Below are 22,293 nucleotides of genomic sequence, written 5' to 3' on the forward strand. Positions count from 1 at the left end.
GGTCACGCCCCTGCGGCGGCGGCCCGGGCCTCGGCCTCGCCGGGCTCGGGGCGCACGATGTCCGGTAGGTCGTCCTCGAGCCGGCGCAGCCGCGGATGGAGCGCCGCCACGACCGCCGAGACCGCGATCAGGACGCCCGTCGCCATCAGCAGCAGCGCAGCGCCTCGGCCGGTCCCGTGGCCCACGAGGGCGCTCAGCCCGGGGGCGCGCGCCAGGAGCGGCTCGAAGACGCGGTCGGCGGCGACCCCCGCCAGGCCGTACGCGACGATCTGCGGGACCGCCGCGACGATGTGGTGCACCGCCATGGCCCGGCCCATCATGTGCTGCTCCACCTTGCTCTGCCAGATCCCCTGGTCGAGCGCGAGGATCACGCCCATCGCCCCCATGAACAGGAACGCGGCGATGCTCACCGGCACGATCTCCGGGCGGGCTGAGCCGAGGAACGTGGCGGCCACCAGCACCGGCGACGCCGCCAGCAAGGCCGGCACCCGCCGGCGGGGGCCGCCCCAGAGGCTCATCGCCCCGCCGGCGACGAGCATCCCGGCCCCGCCGCAGGTCATCACCGTGCCGAGCGCCTCGGGCGAGGCGAAGGCCAGGACCAGCGGCCGGATCAGCAGATCGATGAAGCCGCCGGCGAAGCTCACCGCGGCCAGGAAACCCAGCAGCGCGAGCAGTCCCCGGCGGGCGGCGACGTAGCGCCAGCCCTGCCGGAACTCGGCGAGCAGCGCCGGCGGCCGGCCGGCGTCCTCCGGTGCGGGACGGATGTGCGGCAGCCGGACCAGCAGCAGGGTCACCACGGCGACGCCGAAGGACACCACGTCGAGCAGTACCAGCCCCTCGATCCCGACGGCGAGCAGCAGGACGCCCGCCGCCAGCGGCGAGAGCACCTCGGCGAACGCGAACGCCAGGATGCGCAGCCCGTTGGTCCGCCCCAGATGTCGCTGCGGCACGAGCGCCGGGGCCAGTGCGGAGAACGCGGGCAGGGACAGCGCGCCGAGCAGCGAGAACGCGGTGACGACGAGGTAGACGTGCCACACCGCGAACGTGTCCGTGACCAGCAGCGCGGCGAGAACGGCGGTGACGGCCATGTTGCCCGTGCCGGCGCTCAGCAGCGCCCGCCGCGACCCCCACCGGTCGACCAGCGCGCCGGCGAACGGCAGCGCGAGCACCGAGGGGAGCAGACCGAGGGCGAAGACGGCACCGAGCTGGGTCGCGGAGCCGGTCAGCTGGTAGACGTACACGCCGAGGGCGAAGCCGGACAGGCTGGAGCCGAGCAGCGACACGAATTGCCCGGTCCAGACGATCAGGTAGGCTCGCAGCCCGTCCGCCGCCATGTCAGGCCCGGGGCTTCGCGCGCGGTGTCACGTCGCACGGTAGCGACGCGAACCCGCGCTGGTGCGGCGAGTGGACCCTCCGGACCCGGTCCAGGTCTATCTCGTAGCCGGACACCAGCGCCCCGATCTCGTCGAGCGCCACCCGCATCTGCAGGCCGGCCAGCGCCGCGCCGAGGCAGTGGTGCGGCCCGTACCCGTAGCTGATCATCCGGCGCTTGTCGCGGTCGAGGTCGTAGCGGTCCGGGTCGGGGAACGCCCGCTCGTCGCGGTTCGCCGAGGCGGGCAGCACGGCCACCCGGGCGCCGGCCGGCAGGCGTACGCCGTGCACGACGGTGTCCTCGGTGACCCGCCGGGCGACCATCTGGCTCGCCGAGTCGTAGCGCAGCGTCTCGGCGGCCCAGTCCTGGGCGCGGCCGTCCAGCCCTCGGCGGCCCACGTCCGGCCGCAGCCAGCCGTGGTACCAGGCGTTGCCGATGGTCTTGCCGGTCGACTCGTTGCCGGCCCCGATCATCACGAACAGGAAGCCCACGATCTGCGCGTCGCTCAGCCGTTCCCCGCCGACCTCCGCAGCGATCATCGTCGACGTCAGGTCGTCGCCGGGGCGCCGGCGCAGGTCTCCCACCAGGGCGACGAGGTAGTCGCCCAGCCGCAGCGCCGCCGCCACCGCGTTGGGCCCGCGCTCGTCGGAGCCGTCCGCCCGCTGGTTCATCAGGTCGGTGTCCGCCCGGATCTGGTCCCAGTCGTCGCAGGGGATGCCGAGCATCTCGCACAGCACGTCGTTGGGCAGCGCGGCGGCGTAGTCCGCGGCGAAATCGAAGCGCCTGGCGTCGCGCAGCGGCTCCAGCCGTTCCCGGGCGAGCTCACGGACCCGCGGTTCCATGGCGGCGACCCGGCGGGGGGTGAAGACCCCCGAGACCAGGGCCCGGTGTACGCCGTGATCGGGCGGGTCCATCGCCAGGAAGAAGCTGGTCTTCGGGGCGTGCGGCCCCCACAGCTCCGGCTCCAGCGAGATGCCGTAGCGGTTCGAGAAGCGGGCCGGGTCGCGCAGCGCGGCCTGCACGTCGGCGTGCCGCGACAGCGCCCAGAAGTCCCGTTCCTCGTTGCGGTAGACCGGGGCGTGGTCCCGCATCCACCGGTAGACCGGGTACGGGTCCTCGTGGATCCGGTAGTCGAACGGGTCGTAGCCGATCACGTCCGCGTCCGCGGTGGGGACGGCCGGGGCGGCGCCACTCATCTCGTACACCCTCCTCCGGGCTCAGACGGTCGCGGACAGCTCCCGGTACGCCTCCGCGAGCGTCGTCGCCGCACGCCGCACGGTGTCGTACGGCCGAGCCAGCGACAGGCGGACGAACCGCAGGCCGTCCTCGGGTGCCGCCCAGTGGAACGGCGCGCACGGCAGCACGTGGACGCCGCGTTCGAGCATGTCCTTGTAGAGCAGCGAGGAGTCCGGGCCGTCCTGCGGCAGGCCGATCCGCGCCACGCTGATCCGCGAGCCGGGGTCGGCCAGGCACAGCCCGATCGGCTCGATCGCCGCGCGTACCGTGTCGCGGTTGCGTTCCACCAGGTCGCGGGCCCGCTCGTAGCCGCCGTTCACCCAGTCCCGGGCCAGCGCCTCCACCAGCTGCAGCACCACCGGCGACGCGGCGAGCAGCGACTCGGAGAACGCCCGCTCGATCGGCAGCCGGGTCCGCTCGCTGTACGCCAGCAGCCCGATCTTCAGCTCGTGCGTCGGCCAGAGCTTGCCGGTGTCCTCGATCGTGATCCAGTCCGCGCCGGCCGCGTCGAGCACCGCGTACGTGTCGTACTGCGCCTCGCGGACCTGCCCCCGGAAGCTGGCGTCGATGATGACCGTCTGCCCGTGGCGTACGGCGTGCTCCGCCAGCGAGCGCAGGTGGCCCTCCGGTGTCACCAGCCCGGTCGGGTTGTTGGGGTGGGTCAGCACGACGGCGCTGACCGGCGGCCCGGGCCACGCGCGGTCCAGCATCGCCTCCTCGGTCAGCGGCACCAGGCGCAGCCCGCGGGTGGTGAAGAGGTCGGCGATGTTGTCGAAGGTCGGATGCAGCACGGCGATCGTGGCGCCGGCCGGCAGGGCGCGCGCCACGATGTCCGTCGCCAGCGTCGACGAGTAGCAGCTCAGGATCCGGCCGCTGCCGACCGGCGCGGAATGCTGTCCGATCGCGTCCAGGAACGCCCGGTGCGCCGCCGTCTCGATCGCCGGGAAGGGGGAACGGGTCGCGGCCGTGAACATCTCCGGGATCCGGGCCACGATGGCGACCTGTTCCGCGGAGAGGTCCAGCCGGGCGTGGCCGTCGGTCAGGTTCAGTCCACCTTCGAGGTCGGAGAGCGCGTCGACTTCCATCGTGGTCAGGTTCGCAAGCTCGGTCATAGAGAGGTCCCGCGGGCTCGATGGGTGCGTCCGAAGCACAACGTAAGGTCGCCGGCGGCCGGTCACCCGTCCCCTCAACTGGGGACCGATGCCCGGCGGGGCACCGCTCCTAGACTCCGGCTTGTGCATCAGATGACGTTGACCTCGGCCGACAACGCCGTGCTGAACCCGATGCTGCGGGAGCTGGCGGCGGAGTACGCCTCCATCGAGGACGCCGATCTGCTCCGGCGGGCGCCGGTGCTCGCGCGGCGGTTGCCCGGGCACCTGCTCGAGTTCCTGGAGGCGTACCGCCTCGGGGAGCCGTCCGCGCTGTGCCTGATCTCCGGGCTCGAGGTCGACGCGGAACGGCTGGGCCCGACCCCGGCGCACTGGCGCGGCAGCCAGTTCGGCTCGCCCGCGCTCCCGCAGGAGATCTTCTTCCTGCTGTGCGCGTCCGCGCTGGGCGACGTGTTCGGCTGGGCCACCCAGCAGGACGGCCGGATCATGCATGACGTGCTGCCGATCAAGGGGCACGAGCACTACGAGATCGGCTCCAACAGCCTGCAGCACCTGTCCTGGCACACCGAGGACGCGTTCCACCCGTGCCGGGGCGACTACGTGGCCCTGATGTGCCTCAAGAACCCGGACGCGGTGGCGACCGTGGTCTGCGACGCCGGCGACCTGGACTGGTCGGCGCTCGATGTGGACGCCCTGTTCGAGCCGGAGTTCACCCAGATGCCGGACAACTCGCACCGGCCGGAGAACGCCTCGGAGTCCACCGGCGATCCCGTCGTCGACCGCCTGCGCCGGCGCAGCTTCGACCTGATCCGGTCCTGGAACGACGAGCCCGTCAAGCGGCCCGTGCTCTTCGGCGACCGCACCGACCCGTATTTGACGCTGGATCCGTACCACATGAAGCTCGACGGGTGGTCCGAACGCTCGTCGGCCGCGTTCCAGGGTCTCTGCGACCAGATCGAGGCCAAGCTGCGGGACGTACGCCTCAAGCCCGGCGACTGTGCCTTCATCGACAACTTCCGGGCCGTGCACGGCCGCAAGTCGTTCCGGGCCCGGTACGACGGCAGCGACCGCTGGCTGAAGCGGCTCAACATCACCCGCAACCTGCGGGGCTCGCGCGCGTGGCGGCCCGCGGCGGACGACCGGATCATCTACTGAGCCGGTCGGCGAACCGTTCGATCATGCCGTGGCCCAGGTTGCTGACGCTCACCCGCAGCGTGCCCCGGTCGTCGGGCAGAAAGGCGCTGCCCGGCATGACCAGCGTGTCCTGCCGCACCACCAGGTCGCGGACGACCTCCATCGTGGACCGTCCCGGGAACGGATGCCGCAGCCAGGCGAAGTAGCCGCCCAGGCTGAGCAGCTCGTAGCCGCCGGGACGGGCGGCCATCACCTCGGCGAACCGGGCCCGGTGCCCGGCGATCTCCGCTGCCCGCTCGTGCCGCCACTGCCGCGCCCGGGTCAGCCCGGCCCACGCGGCCTCCTGACCGATCCGTGGCGCGCAGATGGCGACGCAGTCGAGCAGCTTGCAGACCTCCCGGTTGAGGGCGGGCGAGGCGACGACCGCGCCGACCCGGTAGCCGGGGATGGCCAGCTCCTTCGAGAACGAGTGCAGGCTGACCACCGTACGGTCCCAGTCCGGCTCGCCGAACAGCCGGTGCGCCGGTGCGCCGGTGTCGCGGAACGACCGGTACGTCTCGTCGAGGATCAGCGCGATGCCGTGCCGCCCGGCCAGCGCGGCGAAGGCGGCGATGCTGTCCGGCCCGAGCGTGGCGCCGGTCGGGTTGCCCGGCGTCACCAACAGGATCGCGCGGGTCCTCGGGGTGATCAGCGGCTCGGCGTCGGCGGCCAGCGGCATCAGGTCCGGCCCCGGTTCGAGATACACCGGGCGTACGCCGTTGAGCCGCAGCCACATGTCGTGGTTGAAGTAGAACGGCAGCGCCACCACGATCTCGTCGCCCGGGCCGGCCAGCGCCGACGCGACCAGGCTGAACGCCTGGTTGCACCCGGCCGTGACGACCACGTTGCCGGGTCCGACGACGCCCTCGTAGTCGCGGCTGAGCTCGGCCGCGAAGGCGCCGCGGAGCTGGGGCAGCCCCGGCACGTCGGTGTACCGGCCGCCGCCGGGGTCGCGGGCCACCCGCAGGACGTGCTCGGTCACCTGCGGCGCGGGCGGGTACAGCGGTGCCGCCTGCGCGAGGTCGAGCAGGTCACCGCCGCCCGGCCCGCGCAGCTCCAGCAGGTCGTACGCGGCGGTGATCGGCGAGTCGGCCTGGCCGAGTGTCCGTTCGCTGAGGCGCATGGAGGCTCCCTCGGTCAGTCGACCTTGTGCATCCACCGGTGCGGGTCGGGTACCCGCCCGTACTGGATGTCCAGCAGTTCCGTGCGCAGCCGGCGCATCACCGGGCCGGGGTTGCCGTCGCCGACCTGCCAGCCGCCGGACGCCGACCGTACGGTGCCGACCGGGGCGATCACCGCCGCCGTGCCGCAGGCGAAGGTCTCGGTCAGCCGGGCCGCCTCGCACTCCTCGCGCCACTGCGCGGCGGTGATCCGGCCCTCCCCGGCGTCCATGCCGAGGTCGCCGGCCAGGGTCAGCAGCGAGTCGCGGGTGATCCCGGGCAGCAGCGCGCCGGTCAGCTCCGGGGTCAGGAGGCGCGGGCGCTCGCCGCCGTACACGAAGAACAGGTTCATCCCGCCCATCTCCTCGACCCGGGCGCGCTCGGCGGCGTCGAGCCACACCACCTGGTCGCACCCGTGCGCGACCGCCTGCCGGCCGGCGGCGAACGCGGCGGCGTAGTTGCCCGCCGCCTTGGCCTCGCCGGTGCCTCCCGGGGCGGCCCGCACGTAGTCCTCGCAGAGCCACACCGTCAGCGCCCGCGGCCCCGCCGGACCGAAGTACGGCGTCGCGGGCGAGGCGATCACGCAGAACAGGTAGCTGCTCGACGGGTGGGTGAAGCCCAGGCCCGGCTGCGTAGCGATCATGAAGGGGCGCAGGTAGAGGCTCCTGCCCTCGCCCTGCGGCACCCAGTTCCGGTCCTGCGTCACGAGCAGCTCGACGGCCCGCACGAAGACCTCGGGCGGCAGGCCGGGCATCGCGAGCCGCCGCGCCGACCGGTTGAACCGTTCGGCGTTCGCCTCCGGGCGGAACAGCGCGAGGGAGCCGCCGGCCTGCCGATACGCCTTCATGCCTTCGAAGACGGCCTGTCCGTAGTGGAATACCGAGGTGGACGGGGGCAGCGTGAACGGCCCGTACGGTTCGAGCCGGCCGTCGTGCCAGCCGCTGTGCTCGCTCCAGCGCATCGTCACCATGTGATCGGTGAAGACCTGACCGAACCCCGGTATGTCCAGGGCCCGGTCCCGTTCCCCGGCGGCCAGGCGGTGGCCGCCGGGGGCGGTCGCGAAGTCGATCACGTCGCTCTCCTCTCGTCCGCGCTCAGGCCGCGGGGTCCACCGACGCCGAACTGCGCCGGCCGCCGGGGGCCTGGGTGTCGCCGACCATGCCGCCGAGCAGTGCGGCGCGGGTCAGCTCGGCCTTGTTGCCGGCGCCGAGCTTCGCGCGGATCCGTTTGACGTACGTGTCCACCGTGTGCGGGCTGATGCCGAGCCGGGTGGCGATCTGACCATGGGTCAGCCCGCACGAGATCTGCCGCAACACCTGCTCCTCCCGTTCGGACAGGTGCTGGGTGGCCGCCTCGGCACGTTCCGCCGCGGGCGGCGCGCCGGCCGGGTCGCCGCCGACGCTGAGGCCGGCGGCGACCGCGCGGACGGCGGCGATGAGCCCCGTGGCCGGTGTCCGCTTGCTGACCACCCCCGCCGCGCCGGCCTGCCGGTACGCCGAATCGGCGCCGGAGTCGTTGCCGAGGACGAGGACGGCCGTGTTGCGGGCGGCCGACGCGATCTGATCCAGTTCCTCGGCGGGCGTGAGCGCGTCGACGTCGAGGATGACGGCGTCGGCGAGCCAGTACGGGTCCTCGTCCGGCGTCGTCCGCATAGCGACGATCTTGATTCCGGCGCTGTTCAGGGTCTCGACCAGACCCAGGAGAAAGATCGGTGAGCTGACGACCAGGTCAATTCGTATCATGCGTTCCCCCGGAAATCACGCTGCAACGTGGGTGACAAAGCTTGATTCGCCGTTATCGATCGATGATCACGTTCTATAGAAGCGCAGTGGTGCTTTCGGATACAGGTCCCAGCTTCGGGGGACGCAAGCCGTGAAGATCGGGTACACCGAAAGGGGCACCCGGGCCGCCGATAAGGGACAGAAGTGGCGTAACAGGTGATGCCTTTCCGGAGCATTCAAGATCCCTCGCGTACCCGCATCGCGGGACGTGCCCGGGTCCGGCCCGCAGGCTCACGATGGAGCCCCGGGGCAGCCCGGTTCGTGCCGCGTACGCGATCGGAGGGCGAGGGAGATCAAGGTGTCCGCCGGAGCACTGCCGGAGTCCGGTCGCGTCGCCCTGGTCAGCGGCGCCGACGTCGGCGTGGGTGCGCAGCTCGTCCGGCGCCTGTCCGCGCTGGGCATGCGCGTGGTGGCGGGGTGCCGGTCGGTGGAGCGGGGCAGGCGGGTGGTCGACGGGTTCGGGGACCTGGCCGACCGGGTGGCCGTACGCCGCCTCGAGGTGACCGACGCGGGCGACGTCGCGCAGCTGACCGCGTGGGTCGCAGCCCGGCTGGGTCGCTGTGACGTGCTGCTGTGCCACCTCACGGCGCGGTACGCGGATCCCGCGGCGGTCCCTCGCGCCGCGGTCCGCGACGAGCTGACGGCGAATCTGCGCGGGATCCGGCGGCTGGCCCACGGAGTCGCGCCGCTGATGCGTACGGCCGGGTACGGCCGCGTCGTCACGGTCAGCACGGGCGACTTCGGCTCGCCCGGCTTCACCGCGGCGGGCAGCGGGCTGACCCGTAGCGGGGTCGACGCGCTCACCACTGTCCTCAGCGAGGACCTGGGCTCCGGCGGCATCCTCGTCAACTCGATCTGCCCGGGCCCTGACGCGGGCGGCTCGGGGGTGCCGTCGTCCCCCGTGGACACGGCGGTCTGGCTCGCCACCCTGCCCGGCGACGGCCCCACCGGGCTCCTCTGCGGCTGAGCGCAAGAGCCGTGCGCCGCCCGGCGGGGTCCCTCGCACGTCCACGTTGTCTGCCTTTCGGAGGGTGCGTCACGGGAACGGCCGGTAGGGAATTGCCGCCCCCTCGATCCAGGGCTGGACCGGACCTTATCAATCGCCGCGTATATGCGCCGTACATCGGAAGCACAACGCCGTTGTTCTCATGAGGAGAAAAGAAAGTCGTTCTCACGGCGAGAAACAAGAGACGCCGATCTCCGGCGCGCAGCGGAATTAGCGGACGGCATATTGCCTGATACGGAGAAGGGCGGGCGGCTAGGCGCAGTGTTCGCCGTCGAGCCGCTCCAGCCGCTGCCGGGCCTTGTCGGCCGCCGGATCGCCCAGGGCGTCGTAGATCAGCACGGCCCGGCGCCACGCCGCGGCCGCGGCGTGCTGGTCGCGCATCGCGGCCCGGACGTCGCCCAGGCGGATCAGCGTCTCCGCCTCGTGGTAGCGGTCGGCGGACTCCCGGAACAGCTGGATGGACCGCTCGAAGAGCTCGGCGGCCCGGCCGTGATCGCCGAGTCGCTGGTGGACGAAGCCGAGGCTGTCCAGCGTCGCAGCCTGGCCGTTGCGGTCGTCGATCTTCTGCTGGATGGTCAGGGCCTCCGTGCAGCTCGCGATCGCGAGCTCGTGGTCGCCGACGGTGGCGTGGATGTACCCGATCGCGTTCAGCGTCCGTCCCTCGCCCGCGGCGGTGCCGGCCAGCCGGTGCAGCCGCAGGGCCTGCCGCCCGAAGTCCAGCGCCTCCTGCGGCCGGCCGCTTTCGTACGCGAGCTCGGTGCGGCTGTGCAGGGTCTGGGCCTGGCCGGTGAGGTCCCCGATGCGCTCGTACAGCCGCAGAGCCGCCGCCAGCCGGTCCCGGGCGTCGTCGTGGCTGCCGAGCCGGATGGCCGCCCGGGCCAGCAGGCGGTTCGCCATGGCCTGACCGCTGAGGTCGTCGGCCCGCTCGGCGGCGGCGACCGCGATCTGCTGGGCCGTGAACTGGTCCTGCCACAGGCCCCGGGGGGCCAGGAACGCCGTCACGGCCCAGGCCAGCTGCCAGGCGTACCTCTCGAACCCGGTCGCCGCCGCCTGCCGGACGATCCCGATCAGCACGCCACGTTCGGCGGTGAACCAGTCGAGCGCCGCGTCCCGGTCGGGCACCGGCTCGGCGAAGCTGACCGGCAACTGTGGCGCGGGGGTGACCGGCGCCCACTGTGGTTGCAGGAGCCGGGCGGCCGGGAAGGCGCTGTGCAGGTAGTAGTCGTAGAGGCGGTGCAGGGACTCGCGTTGCGCGTCCTGCGACTCCACGGCATGGACCAGCTCGGCGGCATAGCTGCGCAGCAGGTCGTGCAGCACGTACCGGCCGGGCTGGTGCTCGGTCGCCAGGTGCAGCCGGGTGAGCTCGTGCAGCGACGAGCGTACGGCGGCCGGGTCGTAGCCGGTCAGCGCGGCGGCGACCGGGGCGGTGAAGTCGGGACCCGGGTGCAGGCCGAGCAGCCGGAACAGGCGGGCGGCGGGCCTGCTCAGCGCCCGGTACGACCACGAGAAGACCCGCCGCACGTCGCCGTCGGCCAGAGCGTCCAGGCGGGCCTCGCGCGGCCCGAGCTCGGCGGCGATGGCGGCGAGCGGGAACGCCGGTTTGGCCGCGATCCGGGCCGCGACGATGGACAGGGCGAGGGGGAGCCGCCCCGCCGCCTCGATGACGGCCGCAACGGCCTCCGGCTCGCCGGCGATGCGCTCGGCGCCGAGCCAGGCCGCGAGCAGCTCCCTCGATTCCTCGCCGGTCAGGACGTCCAGGGTGAGCGGCCGGGCCCGCTCGGCCGTGACGAGCCCGCTGAGCTGGTCCCGGCTGGTGATCACCACGGTGCAGTGGCCGGTGCCCGGCAGCAGCGGCCGGACCTGCTGGGAGTCGCGCGCGTTGTCGAGCACGATCAGCATCCGGCGCCCGGCGAGCAGGCTGCGGTACAGCCCGACCCGGGCGTCGGTGGTGGCCGGCATCCGTCCGTCGGGTACGCCGAGCGCCTCCAGGAAGCCGTGCAGCGCCTCCGCGGCGCCGACCGCGTCCTCGTCGTCGTAGCCGCGCAGGTTCAGGTAGAGCTGACCGTCGTGGAACCGGCCGGCCACCCGGTGCGCCCACTGCAGGGCCAGCGCAGTCTTGCCGACGCCGGCGGTGCCGTTGATCGCCGAGATCACCACGGTGGTGGGCCGGTCGGCGTCCAGCAGGGCGTCGAGCCGTGCCAGCTCCGTCCCGCGTCCGACGAACCCGGAGGCGGCGAGCGGCAGCTGCGCGGGCCGGTGCTGTTGCGCGGGCTTGCTCTCCACCCCGGCGCGGTGGTGCAGGATGTCGTCGTGCAGACGGAGCAGCTCCGGCCCCGGGTCGAGCCCGGTCTGCTCGGCCAGCGCCTGCCGGGCCTGGTGGAAGGCGTCCAGTGCGCCGGACACGTCGCCGGTGCGGTACAGAGCGGTCATCAGCTGGCCCCAGGCCCGCTGCCGCAGCGGGTGGCGCTCCACGAGGGCGCGCAGCCGCTGGATCACGTCGGCGTGCGGCATGCCGGCCGCCAGCGCCGCCGCGGCCAGATCCTCCTCGGCCAGGAGCCGCCTCTCCTCCAGCTGCCGGACCCGTCCCTCCAGCGCCGGGCTCAGCGGCAGGCCGGACAGCGGCGCGCCCCGCCACATGCCGGTCGCTTCGGCCAGCTCCAGCGCCGCCCGCTCGGGCGCGCCGCCGGCCAGGGCCGCCCGGCCGCGGGCCACCGCGGTGTCGAACCGGTCCAGGTCCCGTTCGCCCGGCTCGACCCGCAACAGGTAGCCGCCGGGGACGGTGGGCATCCGCTCCGGCTCGCCCACGCCGGGGGACAGGACCTGCCGGAGCCCGCGAACGTAGGTGCGCAGGTTCGCCGCGGCGGAGGCAGGCGGCTCGCCGGACCACAGGACGGAGAGGAGTTCACCGGCGCGGACGACCTCGTTGGGCCGCAACAGAAGCCCGGCCAGCAACAGTCGCTGCTTGATCGAGAGCAGCGGGACCTGGACGCCGTCGCGCGACACGCACAGCGGGCCGAGCAGTCGGAAGTCGAAGCCCACTGTGGATCTTTCCGCTCCGGGCGCCACGCGCGGAAGCTTACCGACGGCGCCCCTGATGTACAGGGTGTGTACGCCCCTGATCTGCGGCCGGCCGCCGGCGAGGCCGGGACCACCGCGGGAACCAGCGGCGTCACCGGGATCAGGGGAGTGGACATCACGACCCTCCCCGCCGCCCCGAGCGGGGCGACCACAGGCACAGAAACAAAAGTGCGTGCCCAGAAGTCTCTGAACACGCACACCGGGAACTGCGCACCACTGCGGAAAATCGGTGTCCGAGGATCGACACACACCAATAGCCCATCGACGCCGGTATTCGAAATCGACGTGATTCCAGTCTAGTGGTTGCGCATGCTCGGACACACGGTAACCCGTACGAGTGGCCGCAGGCTGGGGCGTGGGTCAGCGAAGCTTGGCCCGCGAAGCGGGCGGGCCGGTGCAGTCGCTGGTACTCGATCGAGCCCGCCCGCATCGCAGATGACGGGCGGGCTCGACCTCCGTGGGCGAAGGGGGCGGAGCAAGAGCCGCGCTTCCTGTTCGGGGGATCATCTGTCACCGTTCCGGCGGTTGGCACCCGCGCCGCAACGGCGCGCTCCTGAGAACCACCTGCGTCCCCGTGACCCTCCATCGTGTGCCCCCGCTTCGGTCTCACAGGCGCATTGCCGAGGAGATTGCCGCCACGCCGATCACAACGCCCGCGAGGAAACCGCCGACGCTGCATTGCGCCAGCTCGGATGACTGTCGCACATGCTCATCGCTCGCTTTCAACCGTACCGGAGTAGCCGCGTCCGCGTGCCACGTCGACGGCTGCGCGGACGTCGGCCATCGGGGTCTCGTGCCCGAGGACGCCGTCGATGAGGAACAGCACCTCGTCCGCGGTGAACGGCTTGGCGAGGTAGTAGCTCGCCCCGATCTCCCGGCCGCGCGCGGCACAGCCCGGCGCGGCGGTCAGCAGGAGGACCGGGACTTCGGAGGCCTCCTGGACTCGGATGGTGTGCAGTACGTCGTACCCGTCCAGTCGCGGCATCATGATGTCCAGCACCACGAAGTCCGGCCGCAGGCTCGCAAACGTCCGGACGCCGTCGACGCCGTCCGCGGCGACGTGCACCTCGTGACCGTCCAGTTCGAGCACGTCGCTGAGCAACTGCCGGATCGCCGGGTCGTCGTCGACCACCAGCACCTTGGCCATACCTGTCCTTTCCGAGGGGGACATCAACGAGCGAAAGCGTGGATCATCTGCAGCACGCCGGGGCCGAGGATCACCACAAACAAGGCGGGGAACAGGCAGAACAGCACCGGGAAAAGGATCTTGATCGGCACCTTCTGCGCGATCTCCTCGGCCCGCTGGCGGCGCCGTACCCGCATCTCGGCGGCGTGCTCGCGCAGCACCCCGGCGATCGGGATACCCAGCTCGCCGGCCTGCACCACCGCCGTGACGAACGTGCGGAGCTCTGGGACGGTGGTCCGGGCGGCGAGTGCGCGCAGCGCCGCCGCCCGCCCGACGCCGAGCTGCATCTCCTGCAGGACGCGCAACAGCTCGCGCGCCATCGGCGTGCGGCCGTGCTGGGCGACCTGCGCCATCGCGGCATCGAAGGCGAGGCCGGCCTCGACGCTGATGACCAGCGTGTCGAGGACGTCCGGCATGGACAGCAGCAACTCCTGCTGCCGCTTCAGCGCCATGTTGTAGATCAGCAGGTCGGGGCCGTGGAACCCGGCGGCCGCCCCCACCGCGCCACCGACGACCGCGCCGCCCGCCGCCCCCAGCAACGCGCCGAAGCCCGCTCCGACCAGCAAACCTGCCACCAGCGTGACGCCCTTGAGCGGCACCACCCGTTGCAGCGGCAGGGACGGCGGATTACCGGCGTAGTCGAGGTGCCGCTGCAGGCGGCCCACGACGGCGGACGGGGTCAGCACCGTGCCCAGCCGGCCCAGCTGCCGCCCGAGCGGCGCCCCGAGCCGTTCGGCGAACGGCCGGTCGCGGGGTGCCACGAAGCTCGCCGGCTCCGGCCGGGGCACCGCGTCGAGCAGCCGGGCCACGGCGGCGCCGGCAGGTGCCGTGGCGAACGCCAGCGCCAGCACGAGGACGGCGCCGGTCAGGGCGACGAGCCCGAGGCCCAGCAGGATCGAGGGCGGCACGCTACACCTCCACCTTGACGAGCTTGCGTAGCCAGAGGCCGCCGAGGACGACACCGACCACCGAGGTGCCGAGCATCAGCAGGCCCAGCGGCTCGGTGTAGAGGGGGCGCAGGTATTCCCGCCGGAAGACGAACATCCAGGCACCGAGCACCAGCGGCATGCCGAAGAGGATCAGCGCCGACAGCCGTCCCTCCGCCGACAGGGCGCGTACGTGCCGGTGCAGGCGGGCCCGCTCCCGCATCGTGCCGACCGCCGTCTCGAGCACCTCGGAGAGGCTGCCGCCGACCTCGCGCTGGATGCGGATCGCCATGACCAGCCACGACAGGTCCTGGCTGGCGTTGCGCTCGGCGACGCGCTCGAGCGCCTCCTCCAGGTCGCCGCCGAGCCGGGTCTCCGCCAGCGCCCGGCCCAGCTCGCCGGCGATCGGTTCGCCGCCGTCGCGGACCAGCGCGTCCAGCGACTGCGGCAGCGAGAATCCCGAGCGCAGGGAGCCGACCAGCAGCTGCAGGGCGTCCGGCAGTTGGTTGGCGAACGACCGGGAGCGCCGGGTGGCGCGCAGCCGCAGGTGCAGCCCGGCTCCCCACCAGCCGGCCAGCAGCCCACCCGGTACGCCGGCCCACCACGGCAGCATCATCGGCAGGACCACCGCACCACCCGCCGCACAGCCCGCGCGGATCAGTTGCCACTCCGCCGGGCGCAGCGAGCTACCGGCGCGGTCGAGCATCAGTTCGAGCAGTTGCCGCCGGTCCGGCTCGCGCACGGCCCGCTCCGACACCTCGATGACGGCCCGGATCAGCCCGTTGCCGCCGGCGGTGTCCTCGGCCGGTGCGCCGCGGTCGCCCGCGAACCGGTCGAGCTCCCGCAGGCGGCGCCGGATTCTGTCACGGCCGGAGAAGGGACGCAGGGCCAGCAGCGCCGCACCGAAGATCGCGACGGCCACCACGGCCAGCGTGGGTCCCGGTCCCGGCGCCGGGGACCCGGCAGGCAGCACCGGCAGGGGACCGGATCCCGCCGCCGGGTCGGCGCGGAAGGTGACCGGCGCGTCGGCGTTGAGAACCAGACCCCCGAGCCGCACCTGTACGCGCAGCACAGCAGACCGCCCGGCCAGCGCGGCGGGGACGGCGGCGCGCACCACCGTCGGCGCCGACAGGTCTCCGGCCATGTCGCGGAAGGACGCGCGCAGCGACGAGGCGTCGCCGACGGTCAGGACCCGGCCACCCGAAGCCCCGGCGAGATCCGCGAGACGCTGCCGGTCCACCTCGGCGCCGAAAGCCACCGCGTCCACTGTGGCGTCGGCCCGGGCCGTGGCGCTCAGCAGCCGGTCGGCGCTCAGCTTCGAGGAGGTGTCGGCGCCGTCGGACAGCACGACGATGCGGCGCTCGAGCAGGTCCTCGGGCTCGAGCAGCTTCTGGGCGGCGCTGATGCCGTCGTACAGGGCGGTCCTGCCCTTGGCGGCGAGTCGTGAGATCGTCACGCGGAACGCTGTCCGGTCGGTGGTGGGTGCCAAGGCCACGGCGGCGTCGTCGGAGACCGTGACGACTCCCAGCCGGATGTCCGCGGGTGCGGCCGCGGCGTAGTCGAGCGCCGCCGCGCGGGCGGCGGCCAAGCGGGCACCGGACATGGACCCGCTGGTGTCGAGCACCAGCACGACTGCGCGCGCAGGCACCTTTCCGGACGTTCTGGCGACCGTACGGCTCTGCGCCGCCAGCGTGACACCGTTCGCCGTGACCGCCACGGGCGCACCGGCGAGCGTGGTTCCCGCGGGCAGATGCCGCCCGGCGACGAAGAATTCCACCGCGCCCGGCGACGGCTGCAAGCCCGTGACCACGATGCCCGGCGCGACGGCCGGTGCCGCGGCAGCCCCGTACGCCGGCAGCACGCTCAGCGCCACCAGGGCGCCGGCGGTGATCAGGCGCCGGATCATCGTGGACCGGCCTGGAAGACCTCGACCGGGACCGTGACCCCGTGCACGGCCAGGTGCTCGAGGAACCGCGGCCGCAGACCGGTGGGCTGCAGTCTGCCCCGGAACCGCCCGGCGGCGTCGGTGCCGGCCTTCATATCGAACAGGAACAGGTCCTGCAGGGTGACGGTGCCGGACTCCATGCCGACCACCTCGGTGACATGGGTGATCCGGCGGCTGCCGTCCTGCAGTCGGCTGACCTGGATGATCAGGTGCACCGCCGAGGCGACCTGCTCGCGGATCGCGCGTACCGGCAGGTCCATGCCGGCCATCAGGACCATCGTCTCGAGCCGGGCCAGTGCGTCGCGGGGGGTGTTGGCGTGCAGCGTGGTCAGCGACCCGTCGTGACCGGTGTTCATGGCCTGGAGCATGTCCAGCGCGGCGCCGTCGCGGACCTCGCCGACGACGATGCGGTCCGGCCGCATCCGCAGCGCGTTGCGGACCAGGTCCCGGGTCGTCACGGCGCCGCGGCCCTCCACGTTGGGTGGCCGGGATTCGAGGCGTACGACGTGTTCCTGGTGCAGCTGCAGCTCCGCGGCGTCCTCGACGGTGACGATCCGCTCCTCGGCGGGCACGAACCCGGACAGCACGTTGAGCGTCGTGGTCTTGCCGGAGCCGGTGCCTCCGCTGACGACGACGTTGAGATGCCCGCGTACGCACGCCCGCAGCAGGTCGGCCGTCTGCCGGGTGAGCGTGCCGAAGGCGATGAGGTCGTCGACGGAGAACGGGTCCCGGGAGAACTTGCGGATCGTCAGCGAGGAGCCGTCGAGGGCGATCGGCGGCACGACCGCGTTCACCCGGCTGCCGTCGGGCAGGCGCGCGTCGACCATCGGACTGGCCTCGTCGACCCGTCGACCCACCCGCGAGACGATGCGGTCGATGACCCGGCGCAGGTGGGCCTCGTCGGCGAACTCGGCGCCGGTGGGCTCCAGGCGCCCGCCGCGCTCGACGTAGATCCGGTGCGGGCCGTTCACCATCACCTCGTTGACGCTCGGGTCGCGCAGCAGCGGCTCGATCGGCCCGTGCCCGAGAATCTCGTCGGTCACCTCGCCGGTGATCCGGGCCCGGTCGGCGCTGGTCAACGGGGTCTCCTCAGCGGCGAGGAGTTCCGCGACGGTACGGCGTACCTGCAGTTCCAGCTCGTCGGCGGCGCCCATGTCGTCGTACAGCTTGGGGCCGAGCAGTTCGGCGAGCCGGCGCTGGATGCGCTGCCGCACGTCGGCGAGGGGATCGGGCGCCGGACGGCCGGCGGCGGCCCGTGCCGGGGTGAGCTCGGACCGGGCCGGTTCGGCGGGTCGCTGGCGCTGCGAGAGGTGTTCGCTGAGGCCCATCTCAGCGCCTCCGGCCGAACAACCGGGCCAGCGGGCGGCGCACCGGGTCGTCGTCGCGGGCGCCGCAGCGGGCCGCGAGCTCGGCCATCGCCCGGGCCACCGGGTGTGCGGGCCGCTCGACGGCGAGCGGGACGCCCCGGTTGACGGACAGCGGCACGTCCCGTGAGGACGGCATCAGCACCGCGGCCGGTTGCCCCAGCGCCTTCTCGACATCCGCTGCGGTGAGGCCGACCTCGGAGTCCGCCCGGTTCAGCACGACGAGGCGGCGTTCCGCCGGGTACTGCAGCATCTCGAAGGTGGTGAGGGTCAGCCGGGCGCTCTTGAGGGCGGGCAGGTCGGGCGTCACGACGAGGGCGAACCAGTCGGTGCGGTCCAGCGCGGCCAGCACCTGGTCGCTGACGTACGGCGGGGTGTCCACGACGATGTAGTCGTACATCGGCTGGAGCACGCCGAGCAGCTCGGTGACCAGCTCGCGGCCCACTTGGTCGCCCTCGGCGGGCCCGGCCGGGGCCAGCAGCGCGTCGATCCCCGAGCGGTACGGCGTGATCAGCGACCGGACCCCGTCCTCGTCCAGCCGGCCGGCCATGGCGACGGCGTCCGCGAGGCCGCGGTCCGGTGGGAGCTGCAGCATGATGCCCACGTCGCCGAACTGCAGGTCGAGGTCGACGAGGCAGACCCGGCGCCGCCCGCCGCCGGCCAGGGTCACGGCCAGGTTGGTGGCGACCGTGCTCTTGCCGACGCCGCCCTTGCCGGCGAACACCGTGATCACCTGGGCGCCGGCGGCGGGCGGCGCCGGGTTGAGCCGGCGTGAGAGCTCCAGCGACCGGGCGCACGCGGCGTCCACGGCGGCGGTGTCCCCGGCCGCGACGACCTCGCGGATGCCCGCCCGCATCGCCTCGGCGAGCATGTCCACCTCGACGGTGTCGCGCAGCAGCACGACACCGAGCGCGGGCCGCTCCACGCGCTGGCGGTTGGTGAACAGGACTGCCTCGGCGAGGGGGACGCCGGGACCCAGCACCACCAGCTGTGCCTCCGGGTGGTCGGCCAGCAGCGCCGGCAGCAGCGCCGTCTCCGGTACGGCGTACGCCGGCTCGGCCGTACCGGGGAACCCGTCGGAGGAGCCCGGTTCACAGTAGATGCTCGTCGTCATCACACGCGCCGATCAGGGGAAGAGGGAGTTGTTGTCGACGCCCTCGTCGGGCTCCACGGTGGCGGTGTCGTCCAGCAGCGCGAGCGACAGCACACCGGTCAGCGAGACGTGCAGCAGCTTCTCCGCCTCGGCCTGGGTCACGGCGACGGTGACGAGCATGACGGCGGCCGCCTTGGCGCCGGAGGAGGCCGTGGTCGCCGTCGCGTCCGGGGCGCCGTCGCGGGCGGTCACCGCACCGGCCACGCCTCGCTCGCCGACCGCGATCACCTCGACGCGCGGCAACAGCAGGCGGGTGGCCTGGTTGTAGTCGTGACCGCTGCTGAGCCCGTCGCCTGCGGGCACCCGGCCGCGGCCCTCGCGCATCGTGAAGGTGGTGAAGACGGCGACCCGCGAGCCGGGACGGACGTATCCGGCGACCCGGGCGGCGGCGGTCACCTGCACGCTGACGGCGAGCTTGCCGTCCGGTACGGCGAGGCCGCCGGTCACCTCGCTGGGCTCGGCGAACATGCCGCGCAGCAGCAGCCGGCTCGCAGCCACGTCGGCGGTCAGCACGAGGCCGCCGAGTTGCTCGTCCAGCTCCCCGAGAGCGTTGGCCGGCACGGTGGCGGCCGGCATGGCGACGCGTTCGACGTACCCGCCGTCGCGCACGGCCGCCGCGCTGGTGCCCGCCGGGATGAGCTGTTTGGTGACGAGCACCCAGACCGCCTCCCGGCCGGCCAGGGCGCGCTGGTCGGCGCCGCGCACGTACGCGACCACCGCCAGGCAGCCGGCGCCCGCCAGGACGGCCGCCACCAGCACCGCGAGAAGCCGCCGTCTCATGTCTGTTCTCCCTGTGTCAGCCGACGAGATTGACGATCGCCGTGCCCAGGTCGGGGCCGCCGATCTCCGCGCCGGTCGTGGGGACCAGGCCGCGAACGAAATAGCCGTAGAGGCACCGTTCGGGGCCGCCGCACAGCCGGCGGCCGGTGAGCCAGGAGGGCGCGGAGAAGCCCGAGAGCTCGTAACCGGTGAGGACGAAGGAGGCGAAGCCGCTCAGGTGGTAGGTCGTCCCGGAGCCTTGCGACCGGACGGTGTCGTAGATGGGTATCAGGATGACGTCGCGCGCCTGCACGGTTTCGCGCATCGCGTCCTTGCACGGCTGCGACACCGAGTTGCCGGTGTCGCCGCTGAACGTGCCGTCCGCCTCGACGGTGACCGCGCACGAGCCGGACGGGTCGTCGAGCCAGCCGAAGCCGCCCGGCCGGTCCCAGCCGGACGGGCCGGCCGGGCAGGTGCTGAGCCCGCGGTCGTCCTTGAGCCGGACGACCCGCTCGGCCGTCTGCGGCGGTACGCCCATCGACGGCGCCGGCCAGAACGTCGTCCCGTTGTCGGTGAGCTCGCGCCACTCGCAGAGCGAGAACGTCACGGCGAAGCCCTCCGTCGTCCGGGGCGGCCCCCAGGCGACGCGCGCGCAGGCGCCGACGGTGGTGCCGTCGTGCCCGCCGCTGAGCGCACCGGCGAACACCGGCGGCAGTGCGGTCGTACCGTCGGGCAGCCGGGTCTCGACCCGGACCTCGGCGTACGGGACCGCCTGCGGAACAGTTCCCAGGCAGCCGGTCCGGTTGTCCGCCGGGGCGGGGCATCCGGGCAGGCCGGGGCCGGTACCGCAGATGGCGGTCACGGTCGCCGCCGCATCGGCGGCGTTGCCGTCCGCGTACCGGCGTGCGGTGGTCATCTGGGCGGCGCACTGCGCGGGCGAAGTGGCGCAGGCCTCGCCGACCGCCCACGCCGCCGCATCCGCGCCGCTCTGCAGCTGCTCGCGTTCGGCGTAGAGCCGGCCGACGTCGACGACGATCGCGCCCACGCCCAGCAGGACGCCGACGCCGAGCAGCACCGCGACGATCGCGGCGACCGCGCCGTCGTCGCCGTGGCCCGGAGGGTGCCCGGTCATCCGACGCATGGCATGACTCCTCGCGCGACGATGGTGAAGGATCCGTCGGACCGGCCGCCGAAGAAGCTCATCAGGGAACCCACGGGGGTCACCGGGCGGAAGGCGTGCGACACCCGGACCACGGCGTCGGCGCCGAGGTCGTCGACGCACACGCTGATCTGCAAGGAGTCGACCGTGACCGGGCCGGCCGCCGCCTGCACCCGGGCGCGGCCGTCGAGTCCCAGGGCGGTGGCCCGGGCGCCCTCGCGGGCCGCCTCGGTCAGCGTGATCTGGGCGTTGAGTGCGCGGCCGAAGTCGATGACGCCGAAGAGCACGAGCAGCAGCAGGGGAAGCACCAGGGCCAACTCGACCGCGGCCGCTCCCTGGTCGCCGGGGGCGGGCGTGGCCGGCAGGGTGGGCCGGCCACGTCCCTCCCGGCTCACGGCGTCGGCGCCTGCACCTGGTCGGCCACGCCGCCGAACATGGCGCTGAGGTTGTCGCCGAGCAGGATCACGGCGCCGATGATGACGACCGCGATGAGGGCCACCATCAGGCCGTACTCCACCGCAGTGGCACCCTCGTCGTCGTGGGGGCCCGGGTTGGCCAGGCTTTGGATGACACGAGTGACCATGAGAACTCCTCGGTTGTTTCGGTGTTGCGCTTTGTAGTCGTCCTGCAACTCAGGGTCATGAGGGCTTTCATGAGCTTTTCTTGAGATTTTCTCGTCGGCCTGCGTCGGCCATGACCGTTCACCGGCCATGACCGTCCACCGGGTCTGACTGGTCAGGCAGCCTGGGCGCGGGCCGTCCAGCGGTACTGGCGTTGCCTGCGGACGCGGGGTCGTTCGCGGCGTGGTGCGGGCAGGGCGTGGGGGTGGCGACCCTTGGCGTTGCGCCGGCGCAGGTATCTGTGCAGTTCACCGGCGATGGGTCCCGCTGCGACCGAGGTGCGTGTCGATCAGAGGGTTACACCGTTGTTCGTCCAGTCCCGCGGATGCTGCGAACGCGATTGATCGAGCCATACCGGGCCGCGTTGTCGACGTGAAACGCATGGCCAACGGACGGAGCGGAGAGGCTGACATTGACCTCGGCAACATGGTATTTCAGATCAAAGAGGGCAAATCGAAGGGTGTCACCGGCCAAATCGAGGCAACTGCGGCCTCGACCGGCAGAAGAGTGATCGGCTACGCACCGGACATGACGGATGCCGCTTGGCGAAACGCGGCCAGGCAGGGCATTGCAATCGCTCGAACTCCCGATGAACTCGTGGCGATGGTAGGGGAGATGGGATGAAAGGGGCATTTTTGATCTCGAGTGGTCCACGCCTCGCCGAAGACGTAAGGACTGCGCTGGTGAGAAGAGGAGCGGTTTCCACTCAAGACGGAGTGACTCAGCTAGAGGATGAAAACGGACGTCTTTCTCCACCTTCAACAATTTGAACCCAGCCTACGATGGGAAGTGGCGCCAAGGCCCTTACGAGGTGAAAGGGAGAGGAACTCCGCCCGACATGGAGACGGCGGTCGCTTGCTGGATCGAGTGTCGTTGGGAGACGTTTTTTGCGGAGCTCCTTGCATCCTTGGCGCAGGATTTGTCAGCGCCCGCCTGGGTGCTCGACGGCGACGGTGTTCTTTGGGAAGCCGCCAAACCGGGGGAACTCACTCTGAGACCCTCGCTGAACAGCTGCGCCAGCGTGGGATGAACGTCCTTTGCGCCGCCGTCAGCATCAGCCTTGGCACCGCTGCCGCTGAGAATTCGCCCAAGCTTGCAGAGCCGGCTCCGGATGTTCTCTCGCCAGGGGACCAACGACAAACCCCCACCGAAGCCGTTCACGAAACGTGAATGACTTTGGTAGGGGTTAACGTGTCCGAGCCCAACACTCAAGACAAGCACACGGTGATCGCGGCCAGGGAGCTGCTGTGTGCCCTCTGACGCTGT

The 22,293-nt window shown here is 72.5% G+C and carries 19 protein-coding genes; 3 read left to right on the top strand and 16 right to left on the bottom strand.

What is annotated here, in order from left to right; genetic code table 11:
* Positions 1-2 precede the first annotated feature (2 nt).
* From AB0K03_RS23020 to AB0K03_RS23030, 3 genes are read right to left on the bottom strand one after another with little or no spacing between them, the layout of a single operon-like run.
* Positions 3-1,334, bottom strand: coding sequence for an MFS transporter (locus AB0K03_RS23020; protein WP_364688011.1), 1,332 nt, complete (start codon positions 1,332-1,334; stop codon positions 3-5).
* A 1-nt stretch (position 1,335) separates the two neighbouring features.
* Positions 1,336-2,568, bottom strand: a complete 1,233-nt coding sequence (locus tag AB0K03_RS23025; protein WP_364688013.1) for a cytochrome P450 — start codon at positions 2,566-2,568, stop codon at positions 1,336-1,338.
* 21 nt (positions 2,569-2,589) lie between these two features.
* Complete coding sequence (locus AB0K03_RS23030) at positions 2,590-3,720, bottom strand: aminotransferase class I/II-fold pyridoxal phosphate-dependent enzyme (RefSeq protein WP_364688015.1); 1,131 nt, start codon at positions 3,718-3,720, stop codon at positions 2,590-2,592.
* A 132-nt stretch (positions 3,721-3,852) separates the two neighbouring features.
* Between AB0K03_RS23030 and vioC the strand changes: the two genes are divergently transcribed.
* The gene (gene vioC, locus AB0K03_RS23035) at positions 3,853-4,872 is read left to right on the top strand and encodes an arginine beta-hydroxylase, Fe(II)/alpha-ketoglutarate-dependent (protein WP_364688017.1); all 1,020 of its coding nucleotides are present in this window, start codon (positions 3,853-3,855) and stop codon (positions 4,870-4,872) included.
* Here vioC and AB0K03_RS23040 read toward each other — a convergent pair.
* Genes AB0K03_RS23040 through AB0K03_RS23050 form a run of 3 tightly spaced genes read right to left on the bottom strand, consistent with a single transcriptional unit; the run spans position 4,862 to position 7,792 of the window.
* Positions 4,862-6,013, bottom strand: a complete 1,152-nt coding sequence (locus AB0K03_RS23040) for an aminotransferase (RefSeq protein ID WP_364688019.1) — start codon at positions 6,011-6,013, stop codon at positions 4,862-4,864. The genes vioC and AB0K03_RS23040 overlap by 11 nt on opposite strands.
* Positions 6,014-6,027: 14 nt before the next feature.
* Positions 6,028-7,122 (bottom strand): branched-chain amino acid aminotransferase, encoded by a 1,095-nt coding sequence (locus AB0K03_RS23045; RefSeq protein WP_364688021.1) that lies wholly within the window; start codon positions 7,120-7,122, stop codon positions 6,028-6,030.
* A gap of 22 nt (positions 7,123-7,144) precedes the next feature.
* The gene (locus AB0K03_RS23050; RefSeq protein WP_364688023.1) at positions 7,145-7,792 is read right to left on the bottom strand and encodes a response regulator transcription factor; all 648 of its coding nucleotides are present in this window, start codon (positions 7,790-7,792) and stop codon (positions 7,145-7,147) included.
* A gap of 337 nt (positions 7,793-8,129) precedes the next feature.
* Here AB0K03_RS23050 and AB0K03_RS23055 point away from each other — a divergent pair, with 337 nt between their 5' ends.
* A complete protein-coding gene (locus AB0K03_RS23055; RefSeq protein WP_364688025.1) occupies positions 8,130-8,798 on the top strand; it encodes an SDR family NAD(P)-dependent oxidoreductase in 669 nt (222 codons plus the stop codon).
* A gap of 291 nt (positions 8,799-9,089) precedes the next feature.
* Here the strand turns inward: AB0K03_RS23055 and AB0K03_RS23060 are convergent, their stop codons facing one another.
* The 10 genes from AB0K03_RS23060 to AB0K03_RS23105 form a co-directional block, all read right to left on the bottom strand.
* A complete protein-coding gene (locus tag AB0K03_RS23060; RefSeq protein ID WP_364688029.1) occupies positions 9,090-11,903 on the bottom strand; it encodes a BTAD domain-containing putative transcriptional regulator in 2,814 nt (937 codons plus the stop codon).
* A 721-nt stretch (positions 11,904-12,624) separates the two neighbouring features.
* Positions 12,625-13,062: a response regulator gene (locus AB0K03_RS23065; protein ID WP_364688032.1), complete on the bottom strand. Its 438-nt coding sequence runs from the start codon at positions 13,060-13,062 to the stop codon at positions 12,625-12,627.
* A gap of 23 nt (positions 13,063-13,085) precedes the next feature.
* Positions 13,086-14,009 carry a type II secretion system F family protein gene (locus tag AB0K03_RS23070; RefSeq protein ID WP_364688034.1) on the bottom strand — a complete coding sequence of 308 codons (924 nt, stop codon included), beginning with the start codon at positions 14,007-14,009 and terminating at the stop codon, positions 13,086-13,088.
* A gap of 1 nt (position 14,010) precedes the next feature.
* Positions 14,011-15,933 carry a VWA domain-containing protein gene (locus AB0K03_RS23075; RefSeq protein WP_364688036.1) on the bottom strand — a complete coding sequence of 641 codons (1,923 nt, stop codon included), beginning with the start codon at positions 15,931-15,933 and terminating at the stop codon, positions 14,011-14,013.
* Complete coding sequence (locus AB0K03_RS23080) at positions 15,930-17,300, bottom strand: CpaF family protein (protein ID WP_364688038.1); 1,371 nt, start codon at positions 17,298-17,300, stop codon at positions 15,930-15,932. Before AB0K03_RS23080 ends, AB0K03_RS23075 begins: the two co-directional genes overlap by 4 nt.
* Position 17,301: 1 nt before the next feature.
* Positions 17,302-18,450, bottom strand: a complete 1,149-nt coding sequence (locus tag AB0K03_RS23085; protein WP_364688040.1) for a P-loop NTPase — start codon at positions 18,448-18,450, stop codon at positions 17,302-17,304.
* Between the two features lie 12 nt (positions 18,451-18,462).
* Positions 18,463-19,269, bottom strand: a complete 807-nt coding sequence (gene cpaB / locus AB0K03_RS23090) for a Flp pilus assembly protein CpaB (protein ID WP_364688042.1) — start codon at positions 19,267-19,269, stop codon at positions 18,463-18,465.
* 16 nt (positions 19,270-19,285) lie between these two features.
* Entirely contained in the window at positions 19,286-20,389 is a 1,104-nt protein-coding gene (locus AB0K03_RS23095; protein ID WP_364688044.1) for a Tad domain-containing protein, read from the bottom strand.
* The gene (locus tag AB0K03_RS23100; protein WP_364688046.1) at positions 20,377-20,802 is read right to left on the bottom strand and encodes a TadE/TadG family type IV pilus assembly protein; all 426 of its coding nucleotides are present in this window, start codon (positions 20,800-20,802) and stop codon (positions 20,377-20,379) included. The genes AB0K03_RS23095 and AB0K03_RS23100 overlap by 13 nt, the downstream gene beginning before the upstream one ends.
* Positions 20,799-20,990: a Flp family type IVb pilin gene (locus AB0K03_RS23105; protein ID WP_364688048.1), complete on the bottom strand. Its 192-nt coding sequence runs from the start codon at positions 20,988-20,990 to the stop codon at positions 20,799-20,801. Before AB0K03_RS23105 ends, AB0K03_RS23100 begins: the two co-directional genes overlap by 4 nt.
* 418 nt (positions 20,991-21,408) lie before the next feature.
* On the opposite strand from AB0K03_RS23105, the gene AB0K03_RS23110 reads away from it, so the two are divergent.
* Positions 21,409-21,651: a hypothetical protein gene (locus tag AB0K03_RS23110; protein WP_364688050.1), complete on the top strand. Its 243-nt coding sequence runs from the start codon at positions 21,409-21,411 to the stop codon at positions 21,649-21,651.
* Positions 21,652-22,293: the final 642 nt, after the last annotated feature.

Source organism: Actinoplanes sp. NPDC049316, assembly GCF_040677315.1.
Taxonomy (GTDB): Bacteria; Actinomycetota; Actinomycetes; order Mycobacteriales; family Micromonosporaceae; genus Actinoplanes.